The sequence below is a fragment of the Actinosynnema sp. NPDC049800 genome, from assembly GCF_040656635.1.
Classification (GTDB): Bacteria; Actinomycetota; Actinomycetes; order Mycobacteriales; family Pseudonocardiaceae; genus Actinosynnema.
Window position 1 is genome coordinate 1 of sequence record NZ_JBFAMT010000037.1, and the last position, 14,315, is coordinate 14,315.

The window sequence follows — 14,315 nt, forward strand, 5'->3', positions numbered from 1 at the left end:
CGCCACCACATCACCCGACGCCGCCGCGGTCGCGGTCGTCGACCGCGCCACCGCCGTCAACGTCCCGGCCAGCGCCAACGTCGCTATCGCCAACACGAGCACCGCCGCGCGGACTCTCAAGCGGCCTGAACTGATGATCACCAGGGCTCTCCTTTGAGACGAGGTGTGGAGACGAGAACACCGAACGACGATCGGTGCGGTCTTCCTAAAGTTTCGAGCAGACCGCCGAAACGTGTCAATGAATCTCGGCGTCTCGGTTCAGTTCGCGGTCTCACTTGGCGCTCGCCGGACGCGCGCGGCGGTCACGGGTCGCCGAGCCGTGACGCGGTGGCGGAGGCGTCAGTTCCGGCCGGTGAGGAGGAAGCGGAGGTACCGGCGGTAGGTGATGGGCCGGAACGCGTCGGCGCGCGTGACGCCCTCGGCGGCGGCCCGCTCGGCACGTTCGAGGCGCACGGCGGCTTCGGCCACCGACCGGTCGTGGTCCACGCGGGTGTGCGCGGTCGTCGTGTTGGCGGTCCTCATCTCGTCGGCGAGGGCGACCTGTCCGGCGCGCAGCTCGGCCCGCAGCTCGGCGACCCTCGTCTCGGCCTCGGCCAGCACCTGCCGGTGCTCGGTGTCGAGCCGGGCCCGTTCCGCGGCGAACCGGATCCGCAGCGCCCGCTGCTCCACCGGGGTCAGCGTGGTGGGTCGATCGGCCTCGGCCTCGGCGGTCCGCCGTTCCCGCCACTGGTCGATGAGCACCGCGGACACCTCGCCGACCCGCGCGGCGCTCACGGCGCGACCGTCGACCAGGACGAAGATCGCCACCCGGTCGAGGCCGTCCGACTCGTAGCGGACGCCGACGAAATCGGCCGCGGTGCGGATGCCGACCGCTTCGAGGTTGGCGATCTGCTGGGGCCCGACGCCCTCGACGCCGGCGGTCGCGAGGCGGAACTTCGCCAGCTCCGCGCGCAGGTGCGCCTTCTGCCGCCGGACCAGCAACCGCTGCTCCTCCAGGTGCATCCGGGCCGCCGATCCCTGCCGGTCGCGGTCGATCCGGTCCAGGTGCTCCTTCACGGTCCGCTGGTGCGCGCGGAGGCGTTCGTCGTGCCACTGCTGCAGGTCCCGGCGCCGCCGGTCCTGCTCCGCCTTGGCCCGCTCACTCGCCTCGGCGACCTGCCGGGCCTCCCGATCGACCCGCGTGGCGTGGGCGGCGGCGGCCAGGCGGGCGTCGGCGAGCCGGTTGCGCTCGGCCCGCGCGGCACGGGCGCGGGTGGACTCGGGCTGACGCCGGTAACCCGCCGCGGTGGCCGCCGCCCACGCCAGCACCGCGGACACGTCCGCGACCGCGAGCGCCTCGTCCACCAGGATCGCCGCCGCCCCGCCGAACGGCAGCAGCACCGCGAGCACCCACGTCAGTGCGGCCAGCGAGGACGGGCGACGGCCGAACCGCACCGCGGGTGGCGGCGCGGGCAGGTGCGGTTCGAGGCGTTCCGCCAGCCACGAGGGCAGGCCGGGGCCGACTGGCTCCACGGCTGCGAAATTCCCGCGGCCCGATGGCTCCACGTCGCCGAGCCGTTCGAGCGGCGGGGGAGCGGCGCGGTGGTGGAGCAGGATCTCCTGGAAGCGTTCGGCGAGCCCGCGCAAGCGCGCGTCGGGGTGACCGGTCAGCGTGGCGAGCCGGAACGAGCCCGCCGGGTCGACGAAGTCGGACTCGGCGAGCAGCAGGTGCTCGGCGTCCTCGTCGCGCAGCTGCCGCCACAGCGAGGGGTCGGTCGCCAGGGCCACCAGCGACAGGTAGACCACCCAGGACGAGAACCGGTCGACCTCCGGGCCGAACTCGGCCGCGGTGCGGTCGGGCGACTGGTAGTTGCGGTGCCCGGTCTCGGCGGCGGGCAGCCCGGCGAGCGCGGGCACGTACACGCCGTCGTAGTCGACCAGCTTGATCGAGCCGTCGGCGGTGATCAGGAGGTTGCCGTGCTGGAGGTCGCCGTGCCCGACGCCCGCCGCGGCGAGCCGGTCGACCAGGTCGGCGAACCGCTCGGCGACGCGCGAGACGGCCGCGGAGTCCTCGACGTGCCGGTCGATCCAGCGCAGGAGGTTGACCGCCTCCACCCACTCCATCCGCAGCACGGGGCGCCAGACGCCCTCCACGAGGATGCCCGGGTCGAGGTAGTCGAAGCCGACCGCCCAGTCGTCGTCCAGGCGCGCCAGGTGCTCGCCGACGGCGCGGTAGCGGGCCGCCTGCTCCGGCGCCTCGCGGGTGAAGCACTTGATCGCGTACCGGGTGCCGTCGGTGGCCGTGACCGAGAAGACGCCGGCGAAGTTGCCGGAGATCGCGCGCGGGCGGCCCAACGCGTCGACCCGCACGTCGGCCCCGGCGAGGTCCGTGCCGCGGAAGCACAACGCGGTGTCCTGCAACGCCTCGACGTAGGTCGCGCCCGACGGCCACGCGCGGGCGGGCCCGTCACCCGAGGTCGACGTGGACGACGGTGACGTCGTCATTGCGCATCAACCCCTCCGCCCGTGCGGTCGCCAACCAGGCCGTGAGCCCGTCGAGATCACTGGATCGCGTGAACTTCGCCAGCAGCTGCCACGGTCGGTCACCTCGGTCCGCCGCCCGCAGGAACCAGGCCGCGAGCGCGTCCGTGCAGAGGAAGAACCCGTCGCCGCGTTCCGCCGTGCCCGACGCCGTCCGCACGTGCCGGGCCAGCAGCTCGTGGTCGCGCTGGAACGCGTTGACCAGGCCCGGCGCGTTGTCGAACGCCTCCGCCGACTCGATCGGGAACGCGCGCAGCAGCCGGTCGTCGCGGGTGTGGAACAGGCAGCTGTCACCCAACGCGGCGACATCCCACCGGGTCGACCCGGACGGCTCGGTGTCGAACCGCGCGGCGAGCACCGCGGCGTGCGGGCCGCGGTCCAGCTTGGGCTGCTCGTACCAGGCGATCGGGCGGTCGTCGGCCTCGCGCGCGGCCACGTAGTCCGCGAGCCACTCGCCCCACGCCTCCCCGGCGCGCACCAGCGCCGCGGCGAACCGGTCCACGTCCCGCAGCGCGCAGTCGTCGTCCCGCGCGGCGTCGGTGGTGGTCCGCGTCAGCAGGTCGGCCCACTCGCCCGCGAGCAGGCTCTCCGACGCGCCGTCGGCCACGGCCGCCAGCACGGGTCCGTCCGGCGCCGCCTCGACGTGAGCGGCGTCCTCGCATTCCCGCACTGTGTTGCCCTGCTTGGGCACGCGGAGGGAAGAGGTGACCATGCCGCTGCTCAGCGCAGGTCCGTCGCACGGGTCCCGATGTCCAGGAACTGCACGAGCGAGGTGATGTCGGCGTTGTAGACGAACCCGCGCGCCAGGTCGCCGGCCGGCACGCCCTGCTGGAGCGCGTAGAAGCGCATGTGGGGCGGCAGCAGGCTGGACATGCCGAACAGGGTGCGCGCGTAGGCGTCCGGCAGCGCGCCGTCGGTGTCGGGGAACGTCACCGGCACCGCGTCGGCGGCGGAGACGTGCAGGTTGAACAGCAGTGCCGCGCCGTCCGCGGTGACGTGCGTCTGCACGCCCCACGCGGCGCCGGCCGGGTCGCCGTCGGTGGACTCGCCGTCGGTCAGGTTGAGCACGATCGGCGGGAAGCCGTCCGGGTGCCGGGACACCCAGTCCGACACCAGCGACTCGGCCGAGGCCAGCGCGCGGCACATCGGCGTGGCGCCGTGGGCGACCGGGTCGACCCAGACCGGGAAGCGGGTCGTCGTCTCGACCAGGCCGCCCGCGCCGTCCGGCACCTTCTTGGTCCGCTTCTCCACCCGCGCGGGCTTCTCCGCGACCTGGCTGAGCGGCACGAGGTCGCGCCCGGCGAGCGGGCCGGTGAACGCGGAGCCGACCGCGTGCCCGTAGCCGATGACGGCGACGTGGAAGTAGTCGCGGACGCCTTCCTCCTTGGCGCACTTCACGCTCAGCTCGGCGAGCAGCCGGTTGAGCGCGTCGGCGACCACGTCGGCCTTGCGCTGCCTCCCGCCGCCGATCGGGTCGTTCATCGACGCCGACTGGTCGACCAGGAACACGAAGCAGGACGGGTTGGCGCGGCTGATCTCGGCTGTGTAGGTCACGAAGGGTGTCCAGCTCTCCCACGGCACGGTGTGCGGATCACCCGAAAGGCTAGCGCTATCGAAGGCGGGCGCGTCCGGGTGTCACCACTCAGCCCTCCGGCAGGATGCCGCGCCGGAACGGTTCGACGCCGACGGTGTGCCGCACGCGGGTGGGCTCGACCAGCACCATCACCCGCCGTTCGCCGGGGATCCGCCACTCGAACCGCTCGGTCCCGAGGTACTTGCGCGCCAACAGGTCCATGCCGCGCTCGGCCTCGTCGCCCACGACGAACCGGACCGCGCGACCCCGGATCTCCATCCGGTCGTACGGGTTCTCGGTGCTCACGCAGGACAGGGACAGCCGCGGGTCGCGGCGCAGGTTCTCCTCCTTCACGCGGCCGAGCGCGGTGTTGAACACGACGTGGTCGCCGACGAGGTCGACCCACATGGGCGTCACCTGCGGCGAGCCGTCCGGGTTCAGCGTGGCCACGTGCCAGAAGGTCGGCGCCAGCAGCCGTGCCTTGACCTGCTCGTTCAGCTCGTGCACGCGGGCTCCTGGTTCGGGCCCGGATCGGTCACCGCCGGGCAGTCGGTCCGGGTGCGGGTGGGGCTCATCGTCCACGTGGTCGTCGCGGGCCGGTACCCCATGCCGCCGCCGTCCTCGGTCGCGAAGAACACGTCGTCGCCGCCGTTGACCGGGACCATGCGGAACTCGCCGCCCTCGGCGACGCCGACCTCGACGCGGTAGGCGAACGGGCCGGTCGTGCCGGTCAGGTCGAGCACGACGTCGAACCCGGCGTCGGCGCCCGGCTCGACCTGGTGCCGTTCCTCGAAGGTCACCGGCCCGGAGCCGCTGTCGACGCGGAAGCGCGCCTCGGCCGGTTCCGGGAACGGGGGCGTGGCGCCGGGGCGGGGCAGGCACACGAGCCGGACCACGGGCGCGTGCTCACCGGGGTAGGGCGTCGGGTCCGGCACGACCCGCATGTAGGTGCTCTCGATCGTGGTGCGGCGGTCCGCCGAGAAGGTGACGGTGTGCGCGGCGTCGCCGACGGGGAGCGCGCCCTCCCGCAACGCCCAGGCGTGCAAGGCGCGGCAGTCCGAGACGTCCTCGGGCGGCGTCCGCCGGGCCACGTCCTGCGACGCCATCAGGAACCACCCCTGCTCGGCCTCGCGATCGCTGATCCGGACGCCGACCCGCACGTCCGCCCCGGTCGTCGGCGTGCCGGACGAGGACGACGGCGCGTCCGGGCCGGACCGCCGCAGGAGCATCAGGCTCGCGACGAGACCGGCGGCGACGCACACGGCGAGCACGGCGGTCGTTCGGGTCTTCACCGGGGCATCCCTCCCGTGCCACGAGGTCGTCCGTCCAGTTTGTCTCCGGGGCCGGCGGTGGTGCTCGGTGAACGCGACCGTCGGGTTCCGCAGACCTTATTCTAGTACTAGAATAGGTGGGTGCCCTCGGAGCTGACCCCCGCCGAACTGACCCTGCTGGGTCTGCTGGTCGAACGACCCCGGCACGGCTACGAGCTGGAAGAGGTGATCACCGCCCGCGGCATGAGGGAGTGGACCGAGATCGGGTTCAGCTCCATCTACTACCTGCTGGGCAAGCTGCGCGACCGCGGCCTGGTGGCGGAGGTCGACCCGCAGGGGTCCGGCCGGGGCAAGGCCCGCAAGGTCTTCGGCCCGACCGAGGAGGGGCGCCGGGCGTGCGCGCGGGCGGCCGAAGCGGCGGTGGCCGAGCTGCGGCCGGTGTTCCCGCGCGTCCTCGTCGGGCTGGCGAACCAGCCCGTCATCCCGCCCGAACGGCTCCGCGCGGCCCTGGCCCGCCGTGCCGCCTCGGTGGCGGAGAAGATCGCCGAGCTCCGCGCGGCCGTCGCCGCCCAGCCGCACGCGCCCCGCTTCGCCCGCGCGATCTTCGACTACTCGCTGGCCCAGTTGACGGCCGAACAGCACTGGCTGGCCGCCTACCAGGCCGAACTGACCGATTCACCCGACCAGGAGGACGGCGGACGATGAGCCCGGACCGCTACGACGTCAAGCGGGAGCTCAAGCAGCTCTACGCGCCCAAGAACACCGACTGGGCGCTCGTCGACGTGCCCGAGCAGCAGTTCATCGCCGTCGACGGTCGCGGCGACCCCAACACCAGCGCCGAGTACGCCGACGCCGTCCAAGCGCTCTACTCCGTCGCCTACACGATCAAGTTCGCGAGCAAGCGCGAGGGCCGCGACCTCGTCGTCGCGCCGCTGGAAGGGCTGTGGTGGGCGGACGACCCGGCGGTCTTCACCGCGCGCGCCAAGGACTCCTGGCACTGGCGGATGCTCATCAGCCAACCGGACTGGATCACCGAGGAGGCGATCGAGGACGCCAAGCGGGTCGGGTCGGCGAAGAAGGAGCTCCCCGCCGTCGACGGTCTGCGCCGGGAGGTCCTGCACGAGGGGACCAGCGCCCAGGTCCTGCACATCGGGTCCTACGACGACGAAGGGCCGGTGTTGGCCAGGCTCCACGACGAGTGGCTCCAGGCCAACGGGCTGCGGATGACCGGGCTGCACCACGAGGTCTACGTTGGCGACCCCCGCAAGACCGCGCCCGAGAAGCTCAGGACGGTGCTGCGCCAACCCGTTCGACCCGGCTAGGCGGGGTGCTCGGAGGGTCGGGGGAAGACGGCTCCGGTCAGCTTCTCGGAGACCTCCCACAGGCGGCGTGCCGTCCCGGCGTCCCGCGCCCTCGCCGAGCGGCCGACCAGCTTCGGTGCGCCGCGTCCCTCCAGGAAACCGCTCGGGCCCGCGTAGCTGTCGCCCGGGATGGCGGCCACGGCCGCGTAGAGCGTCGGCAGGGCGCCGTCGTCCTCGCTCTGGGCGAGCAGGCCGGTCGCGCCCCTCTGCGCCAGTTCGCGCACGCGTCGCCGACCGTCGGGCTTCAGCAGGTTCGTGGTCGCCAGGCCGGGGTGCGCGGCGGTCGCGATCACCGGTGAGCCGGCCGCGGTGAGCCGCCGTTGCAGCTCCGAGGTGAACAGCAGGTTCGCGAGCTTGGACTGCGCGTAGGCGGACATCGCCCGGTACGGCTTGCGTTCCCGGTTCAGGTCGTCGAAGTCGATCGAGCCCACCTTGTGGGCGTTGGACGAGACGGTGACGACGCGGCCCCGGATCCGCGGCAGCAGCAGGTTCGTGAGCGCGAAGTGGCCGAGGTGGTTGGTCCCGAACTGCAGCTCGAAACCGTCGGCCGTGCGGGTGAGCGGCGGGATCATCACGCCCGCGTTGTTGATCAGCAGGTCGACGGGGTCGGTGAGGTCGTCGGCGAACGCGCGGACCGAGGAGAGGTCGGCGAGGTCGAGCCGCCGGACCTCCACCCGCCCGGCCATGGTGGCGGCGGCCTCCCGGCCCTTCTCGGGGTCGCGCACGGCCAGCACGACCCGTGCCCCTTTGGCGGCGAGCACGCGGGCGGCGACGCGACCGATCCCGCTGTTCGCTCCGGTGACGACGGCGGTGCGGCCGGGCAGGGGAGGGACGTCCGAGGCGCTGAATGTTGTCATGAGCTACAAAGTAGGCACTGACAACTATGTTGTCAACGGAAACACCGTTCGCTAGGGTGGCCCGGTGCCCGAAGCGACCCCGGAGCGGCCCTACCACCACGGGAACCTGCGCACCGCGCTGCTCGACGCGGCCGAGCGCGGCTTGCGCGAGCACGGCGCGGACCAGCTGTCGCTGCGCGACCTGGCCAGGGAGATCGGCGTCAGCCACGCCGCACCGCGTCGCCACTTCCCGGACCGCCAGGCGCTGCTCGACGCCTTGGCCGTGTCCGGGTTCGCCCGCTTGGACGCCGTGTTGCGCACCGCGTTGGCGGAGGCGGGCGAGGAGTTCCCGGCCCGCGTGCGGGCGACGATGACGGCCTACACCCGGTTCGCCACCGAGAACGCCGCGCTCCTCGAACTGATGTACAGCAGCAAGCACCGGCCGGGTGCGGAGCGGATCGTCGAGGCGGCCGAGGCGCCGTTCCGGCTGATGGACGACCTGATCCGACAAGGGCAGGCACAGGGCGCGCTCGAAGCGGGCGACCCCGAGCGGATCGGGATCGTGCTGTTCGCGACCCTCCAGGGCATCGCCACGATCATCAACGGCAACATCGTCAAGCCCGAGCTGCTCGACGGCCTCGTGGAGACCGCCGTCGACCAATTCCTGCGGGGCGCCCGCCCGCTCGGGTAACGCCCGCCCGTCGCGCGTGCGGTCGAGTCGTCCAATGCTCCTTTTTCCGGCTTCACGTGCGGGTGGCTCTACTTTCCGTAGCATTTCCCTGGCGCAACGGGGTGACGCGCGCAGTCCACGGCGTCGAGAATTCGAATATTCCGGTTGGTCGGGCGCGGGCGGCGCGAGTCGAATGGCATCACTGGTACGGACGATTGACGCCCGAGGCGCGGGTGCGGAACTGTTGGCAACGGATCTACCGGTGGGCGACAGGAGGAACTGGGGTATGTCGGATTTCATCAACGTGCTCATCGTCATCGACGCCGAAACCATTATCGAGAATTACGGCAAGAACTCCGACCCGGACCGGCCGACGGCGATTCCCGACAGCAGCGACCTGATCTACATGACCGCGCGGCAGGACCACATCATCGGCTCTCCGGGCAGCGAGTTGACCGTCAAGGCGTCGCCGGACGACATCATCAGGTGGCGTGAGACGACGTTGTCCCTGAACTCCAAGTACACGAGCGTCCTCTACAAGTTCGACGCCTCGTCGGGGGCGAACCTGATCGACACGCCCGAGCCGAAATCGGTGGTCGTCAACGAGCCGTTGCCGAACAGCCACGACCCGTTGGACCCGACCACCCAGAAAATCAACAGCTTCTACTGGCAGTGCACCGTCCTGGAAACGGGGTCGGTCACCTACCACTTCAGCTTCATGATCCTCGACCACACGGGTGCGAAGCTGGGTTACTACTACTGGGACCCGTTCATCAGCATTCAGGACTGACGCACGTCACGAAATGGCGGGGAAGGCCTCGCGGAGTTCCCGCAACAGCACGTCGTACCGGCCGGGTCCGTAGGTGGCCACACTCGACCAGACCGCGTCGAAAGCGGCCACCATCGGGTCCGACTCCTGTTCGGCGAAGATCGCGGGCAGGGCCATCGCCTGTTGGCTGAAGTTGTCGTGGCGGCCGTCCAGCGTGGTCACCACCGTCTGGGGGACCCGCGGGTCGGCCATCATGCGGTCCCACGGCTGGAAGGTGTCCACGAACGGCGGTGGCAAGGGCTCGCCGCGGTCCATCGCGGCCAGGGCGGGTGCGATCCAGTCGACCTCGGCGAGCCCCGCTTCGGCGAACGCACGCCCGATCGCCCAGCGGGCCACCTGCCGCTGGACCGCCGGCTCCGCCCCGGCGAGCGCGTCCACCAGGGACCGATCGACCGACGCGAGGCTCAGCGCCGTGCCACGCAGTCGTCTCAACCGCTCGCCGGGCAGCCGCCCGCCCCACTCGCGTTCCTCCGCCTCCAGACGTGCCCGTGCGGAGGCCCGTTCGCGTTCTTCCCGCGCCCTGCGCTCGCTTTCGGCCTTCTCCTCGGGGGTCGGGGGAGGCGGCTGTTCACGGGCGTGCTGGTGCCGGTAGGCGGCTTGGGCGCTGGTCTGCTTGACGATCCGGTCCGGCTCGGGCGGGGCGGGCCAGAACTGGAGCACGTAGCGCTCGGTCGACGGCTCGTCGTCCTCCCGGTAGATCATGAGGTGGCCCTCGTCCATCCCGGTCGCGCAGTACCGGACCCGGTAGTCGGTCTCGACCAGCCCTTCCAACGGCCACCACTGCTCGCCGCCCAAGGCGACCAGGTTCGCGGGCCCGGCGGGGCGGAACGACACCTCGACCACGTCCTCCCAGTCGTCGTCCAGCGGCGGTGGCCGGTCGTGCAGCTCCACGGTGAAGTCGACGTCACCGGTGTGCAGGCCGGTGACCACGGCCAGCGCACCGGGGATGGCGGCGCCGCACAACCCGTTGACCTGGCCGCCGAAGCCCGCCGGGCTGTCCGTCACGTCGCCGCTCTCGACGAAGACCTGGCTGTAGTGCACCCAAGCGCCGCTCACCAGCGTCCGCACCGGTGAACTCCTTTCCTCGAAGTGGTCGGTCCGGTTCAGGCGAGGTCGGGGAAGGACTCGCGCAGCTCGGCGAACAGGGCGCCGTGGCGACCGTGGCCGAACGTCAGGACGCCCGCCCACAGCGCCTCCAGCGCGGCCCGCAACGGATCTTCCCCGTGCGCGGCGAAGAGCGCGGGCAGGGCCATCGCCTGTTGCAGGACGTCGCGCTTGCCGTCCAACGAGGTCGTCACCTCCGGCGTGATCCGCCCGTCGGCGAGCAGGGAGTCCACGAGCTCGGCGGGCGCCCCGTCGGCGAACGGTGGCGGCAAGGGCTCGCCCCGGTCCATCGCGGCCAGGGCGGGCGCGATCCAGTCGACCTCGGCCAGCCGGGCCTCGGTGAACGCACGCCGGGCCGCCCAGCGGGCCACGTCCCGCTGGACCGCCGGACCGGCCTCGGCGATCGCCTCGCCCAACGGGCGGTCCAGCCCCACCACCAGCAGCGGGATCCCGCGCAGCCGGCGCAGCCCTTCCGGGGGCAGCCGCCCGCCCCACCGCCGTTCCTCCGCCTCCAGTCGTGCCCGCGCGGCGGCGCGGTCCTGTTCCTCGCGCGCCCGGCGCAACGCCTCGGCCTTCTCCTCGGCGGTCGGTGGCGGTGGCTGCCGGGCGGCGTAGCGGTGCCAGTAGGCGGCGTGCTCGCTGGTCCGCCGGACGACCCGGTCCGGCTCGGGCGGCGCCGGCCAGAACTGGAGCAGGTAGCGCTCGCGCGACGGGCTCGGCGGATCCGCGGCGCGCGCGTCGTCCATCCCCACCGCGCAGTAGCGGACGCGGTAGTCGCCCGGCGTCAACCCGTCCAACGGCCAGGAGTTCTCGTACGCCCAGCTGTAGAGCGCCGTGGCCTCAGAGGGGCGGAAGGACACCTCGACCACGTCCTCCCACTCCTCGCCCACCGGCGGCGCCTGGTCGTGCGACTCCACGGTGAAGTCCACCTCGCCGACGTTCGTGCCGGTCATCAGGAACAACGTGCCGGGGACCGCGCCACCGCACAACCCGTTGGCCTGGCCGCCGAAGCACTCGTCCATCCCGAACGAACCCTCGCCGCCCGCCACGTAGAGCTGCCCGTAGTCCGCCCAGGCCGTGCCGCTCATCAGCGTCCGCACCGCGACTCCCTCCCCGAAGATCCGATCGACCGACATCATGGCGGAGCCCACCGACAAAACCGGGCGACCCGGACGAGTCGTGAAAGTGATTCGTTACGGCGGAGCCGGGGTTTTCACCCGGAGCGCTGAATCCGAGGGCTCCCGGCTAACCGCGGCCCGGCCCGGCGCGACGTCCCCAGTGCGCGCCGCGTTCTGCTCCGCGCCGTCCGATCGCGACCGGGCCAGGGGCCCGTGTGCTCATCAGGTGGGTGAAGACCATGCCCGTCGTGCGGGTTGCCCGAGACGACCAGTACGTGCTCAACCACACCACGCGCTTCCTCGCCCGCGACGCGGGCGACGTGGCCGAGCCGTTCCACCTCCCGGTGGTCGACACGCACTGGGACGGTTCGTCGGCGGAGACGTCCTACCGCTTCAACGACGTCACCTTCGCGCACCGCGACGACCAGGCGCGCGAGGTCGGCGTGGTGGGCACGTTCGGCGACCTGCACACGCCCGTGCCGCTGCGCCCGGTCCGGTTCCTGGACGAGCCGACGGGCCTGTGGGCGGTCACCGTGCGCGTGGGCAAGGGACAGGTGCACCGCTACCGGTTCGCCGTGGACGGTCGGTCCGTGCTCGACCCCGTGAACCCGCAGCGGCAGCGCACTGACGACGGCCGGGAGTGGTCGCGGTTCTTCACCCACGGCTGCGCCGTGCCGATCAGCTTCGACCGCTGGGAACTGCGCCTGCTGGAACGCCTGGTCACGCAGGTGCTGCCGTTCCAGCTCGCCGAGAACCGGCGGTTCCTGGGCGACTTCTACCACCGGCTCAGCCGCTCCGAGCGCGACCGGCAGTTCCCGCTGGCGTTCCTGCTGGACGAGTCGGTCGGCGTGGTCAACTTCATCGACAAGCTGCTGGCCCGCGAGGAGCGGCACAACCTCGACGACTACAAGACGTGCCTGCGGCTGGTCGACGGCGTGCTGCGCGCCCGCTTCCCCGGCCGCGAGCCCGCCGAGCTGGGCAGGCAGGCGTTCATGGACCTCTACGACGAGCTGGCCGCGAACGCCGTCCCCGGCTGGGACACCGGGCGGTACGGCGAGCCGCGCCACTTCCTGGTCCTGCTCCGCCGCCACGCGATGACCGGCGCCTTCGCGCACCCCAAGCACGGCGGCAACAACGGCGCGGCGGCGTGGGCCTACCTCGCCGAGCGCTTCGAGTTCGACTGGCGCTCGGCGCTCGAAGCGCCGCTGGGCCGCAACACCGACTACCGGGGATGAGACCATGGCCGACGAGACGTTCGACGCGGTGATCATCGGCAGCGGCGCGGGAGGCGCGCCGATCGCCCACACGCTGGTGCGGGCCGGCAAGCGCGTGCTGGTGCTGGAGAAGGGGCCGCTGTTCCACGCCCAGCACACCAGCCCCGACGGCCTGTCGGACTTCAAGCGGGACGAGGAGTTCGCCACCGGCGCGGAGAAGGTGCTCCGCGTCCAGGGCGTGGCGAACACCGGCGCGTCGTTCTACTCCAGCCACGTCGAGCCGGACCTGAACGACGAGCCGCACGTCTACCGCGACGTCGACGGCCGGGACAAGGTCACCATCGAGGGGTACACGGCGCAGGTCGTGGGCGGCGGCACGCAGCTGTACGGCGGTGTGTCGCTGCGCTTCGCGCCCGACGACTTCCGGCTGCGCACGGTGAACCAGGGGCGTTCGGACCTGCGCGACGACGGGAACGGCGACGTCGCCAGGGAGGCGCGCGACTGGCCGTTCGGCTACGACGAGCTGGAGCCGTGGTACTGCCGCGCCGAGGACCTGGTCGGCATCAACGGCACGCGCGACGGTCAGCTCAAGCCCGTGAGCGTGGACCACTACCAGAAACCGCTGGAGCCCAACAGCATCAGCTCGCACGTCGCCATCGGGATGGACGCGCTCGGCTACCGCCGCTACCGCACGCCGTTGGCGGTCATCACGGAGGACCACGTGCCGAGCGGGCGCACGGTGCCGCTGGACCGCGAGTCGATCAAGACCGCGTTCGTGAACCGCTACGGCGACCCGCTGGGCCTGAAGTCCAACACGTGGGTCTCGCTGCTGCACCCGATCTCGACCGAGCCGGGGTTCTCGTTGCGCGCGAACTGCGCCGTGACGCACCTGTCCGCGACGGGCTCGCGGGTGACCGCCGTGCACTACCGCGACCCGCTCGGCCGCGAGCGCACGGTGAGCGGCGCGGTCGTGGTGGTGGCGTGCAGCGCGATCGAGTCGGTGCGGCTGTTGCAGCTGTCCGCCGCGCTGGACGCCGGTTTCGCCGCCCGGATCAACGGCAACGACCTGCTCGGCCGCTACTTCCTGACGCACTGCTTCGGCGGCGCGTCGGCCCGCGTGCCCGGCCGCCACGACAAGTCCCGCACGCTCGACTCGGACTGGGCCACCGACGCGTGCGCCGCGCCGGAGTTCGTGCGCGCCAACAACCTGTGGGCGGGCGGCGCGATCTACAACAACACGTCGGACTCGGCGCTGCCGATCAGCATGGCGCGCACGTGGGCCGCCAACGACATGGACACGATGTGGAAGGGCTACCTGTACGACCTGGACATGCGCGGTGACGCGTTCGACGGCTACCTGACCGAGAACTTCGGCCGGCAGCTGTCGGTGGCGTTCATGGCCAACCAGCTGCCGCTGCCCACCAACCGGATCACGCTGCACCCGACCGTGCGCGACAAGTGGAACCGGCCCGTCGCCCACATCGACAAGGGCTGGCACGCCCACGACCGGGCGGTGATGGACGTGCTGGCCGAGCAGTGCCGCCGCATCCTCGCCGCCGGCGGCGACGGCGTGCAGGTGATCGGGCACGGCCACGTCGGCAACGACGTGCGGCGCATCGCCAACCACGTGCTGGGTGGCGCGCGGTTCGGCACGGACCCGGCCGACTCGGTGCTCGACCCGGACTGCCGCGCGTGGCGGTTCGACAACCTCTACGTCACCGACGGGTCGTTCATGCCGACCTCCGGCGGCGCGAACCCCACCCTGACGATCCAGGCCAACGCCTTCCGCGTCGGCGACCTGCTCACCACGAGGGTGTGA

14 protein-coding genes are annotated in these 14,315 nt (G+C 72.1%); 6 read left to right on the forward strand and 8 right to left on the reverse strand.

Annotation, left to right across the window (positions count from 1 at the left end; genetic code table 11):
- Window positions 1-339 precede the first annotated feature (339 nt).
- From AB0I91_RS31055 to AB0I91_RS31075, 5 genes are all read right to left on the reverse strand, one after another.
- Window positions 340-2,484 (reverse strand): serine/threonine-protein kinase, encoded by a 2,145-nt coding sequence (locus tag AB0I91_RS31055; RefSeq protein ID WP_499640147.1) that lies wholly within the window; start codon window positions 2,482-2,484, stop codon window positions 340-342.
- Window positions 2,447-3,232, reverse strand: a complete 786-nt coding sequence (locus AB0I91_RS31060) for a protein phosphatase 2C domain-containing protein (protein ID WP_499640149.1) — start codon at window positions 3,230-3,232, stop codon at window positions 2,447-2,449. Before AB0I91_RS31060 ends, AB0I91_RS31055 begins: the two co-directional genes overlap by 38 nt.
- 8 nt (window positions 3,233-3,240) lie before the next feature.
- Window positions 3,241-4,074 (reverse strand): vWA domain-containing protein, encoded by an 834-nt coding sequence (locus AB0I91_RS31065; RefSeq protein ID WP_498780127.1) that lies wholly within the window; start codon window positions 4,072-4,074, stop codon window positions 3,241-3,243.
- An 88-nt stretch (window positions 4,075-4,162) separates the two neighbouring features.
- Window positions 4,163-4,600, reverse strand: coding sequence for a PPOX class F420-dependent oxidoreductase (locus AB0I91_RS31070; RefSeq protein ID WP_498780126.1), 438 nt, complete (start codon window positions 4,598-4,600; stop codon window positions 4,163-4,165).
- On the reverse strand, window positions 4,588-5,385 hold the full coding sequence (locus AB0I91_RS31075; protein ID WP_499640151.1) for a hypothetical protein: 798 nt from the start codon (window positions 5,383-5,385) through the stop codon (window positions 4,588-4,590). Before AB0I91_RS31075 ends, AB0I91_RS31070 begins: the two co-directional genes overlap by 13 nt.
- A 120-nt stretch (window positions 5,386-5,505) precedes the next feature.
- Between AB0I91_RS31075 and AB0I91_RS31080 the strand changes: the two genes are divergently transcribed.
- Together AB0I91_RS31080 and AB0I91_RS31085 are read left to right on the forward strand one after the other, a co-directional pair.
- A complete protein-coding gene (locus AB0I91_RS31080; protein WP_499640153.1) occupies window positions 5,506-6,069 on the forward strand; it encodes a PadR family transcriptional regulator in 564 nt (187 codons plus the stop codon).
- The gene (locus tag AB0I91_RS31085) at window positions 6,066-6,686 is read left to right on the forward strand and encodes a GyrI-like domain-containing protein (RefSeq protein ID WP_499640155.1); all 621 of its coding nucleotides are present in this window, start codon (window positions 6,066-6,068) and stop codon (window positions 6,684-6,686) included. The genes AB0I91_RS31080 and AB0I91_RS31085 overlap by 4 nt, the downstream gene beginning before the upstream one ends.
- Here AB0I91_RS31085 and AB0I91_RS31090 read toward each other — a convergent pair.
- On the reverse strand, window positions 6,683-7,582 hold the full coding sequence (locus AB0I91_RS31090; protein ID WP_499640157.1) for an oxidoreductase: 900 nt from the start codon (window positions 7,580-7,582) through the stop codon (window positions 6,683-6,685). The genes AB0I91_RS31085 and AB0I91_RS31090 overlap by 4 nt on opposite strands.
- Window positions 7,583-7,646: 64 nt before the next feature.
- On the opposite strand from AB0I91_RS31090, the gene AB0I91_RS31095 reads away from it, so the two are divergent.
- Together AB0I91_RS31095 and AB0I91_RS31100 are read left to right on the forward strand one after the other, a co-directional pair.
- Window positions 7,647-8,252 (forward strand): TetR/AcrR family transcriptional regulator, encoded by a 606-nt coding sequence (locus AB0I91_RS31095; RefSeq protein ID WP_499640159.1) that lies wholly within the window; start codon window positions 7,647-7,649, stop codon window positions 8,250-8,252.
- Between the two features lie 265 nt (window positions 8,253-8,517).
- Window positions 8,518-9,021, forward strand: a complete 504-nt coding sequence (locus AB0I91_RS31100) for an inclusion body family protein (protein WP_498780117.1) — start codon at window positions 8,518-8,520, stop codon at window positions 9,019-9,021.
- A 6-nt stretch (window positions 9,022-9,027) separates the two neighbouring features.
- On the opposite strand, the gene AB0I91_RS31105 is transcribed toward AB0I91_RS31100, so the two are convergent.
- Entirely contained in the window at window positions 9,028-10,128 is a 1,101-nt protein-coding gene (locus AB0I91_RS31105) for a hypothetical protein (protein ID WP_499640161.1), read from the reverse strand.
- 35 nt (window positions 10,129-10,163) lie between these two features.
- Window positions 10,164-11,264, reverse strand: a complete 1,101-nt coding sequence (locus tag AB0I91_RS31110) for a serine/threonine-protein kinase (RefSeq protein ID WP_499640163.1) — start codon at window positions 11,262-11,264, stop codon at window positions 10,164-10,166.
- A 266-nt stretch (window positions 11,265-11,530) separates the two neighbouring features.
- On the opposite strand from AB0I91_RS31110, the gene AB0I91_RS31115 reads away from it, so the two are divergent.
- Entirely contained in the window at window positions 11,531-12,517 is a 987-nt protein-coding gene (locus AB0I91_RS31115; protein ID WP_499615395.1) for a gluconate 2-dehydrogenase subunit 3 family protein, read from the forward strand.
- A 4-nt stretch (window positions 12,518-12,521) separates the two neighbouring features.
- Window positions 12,522-14,315 carry a GMC family oxidoreductase gene (locus tag AB0I91_RS31120; protein WP_499640165.1) on the forward strand — a complete coding sequence of 598 codons (1,794 nt, stop codon included), beginning with the start codon at window positions 12,522-12,524 and terminating at the stop codon, window positions 14,313-14,315.

Coding starts and splice junctions, on each gene's coding strand:
- AB0I91_RS31055 (WP_499640147.1), bottom strand. CDS start 2,484: ATGACGACGTCACCGTCGTCCACGTCGACCTCGGGTGACGGGCCCGCC.
- AB0I91_RS31090 (WP_499640157.1), bottom strand. CDS start 7,582: ATGACAACATTCAGCGCCTCGGACGTCCCTCCCCTGCCCGGCCGCACC.
- AB0I91_RS31100 (WP_498780117.1), top strand. CDS start 8,518: ATGTCGGATTTCATCAACGTGCTCATCGTCATCGACGCCGAAACCATT.
- AB0I91_RS31120 (WP_499640165.1), top strand. CDS start 12,522: ATGGCCGACGAGACGTTCGACGCGGTGATCATCGGCAGCGGCGCGGGA.
- AB0I91_RS31060 (WP_499640149.1), bottom strand. CDS start 3,232: ATGGTCACCTCTTCCCTCCGCGTGCCCAAGCAGGGCAACACAGTGCGG.
- AB0I91_RS31085 (WP_499640155.1), top strand. CDS start 6,066: ATGAGCCCGGACCGCTACGACGTCAAGCGGGAGCTCAAGCAGCTCTAC.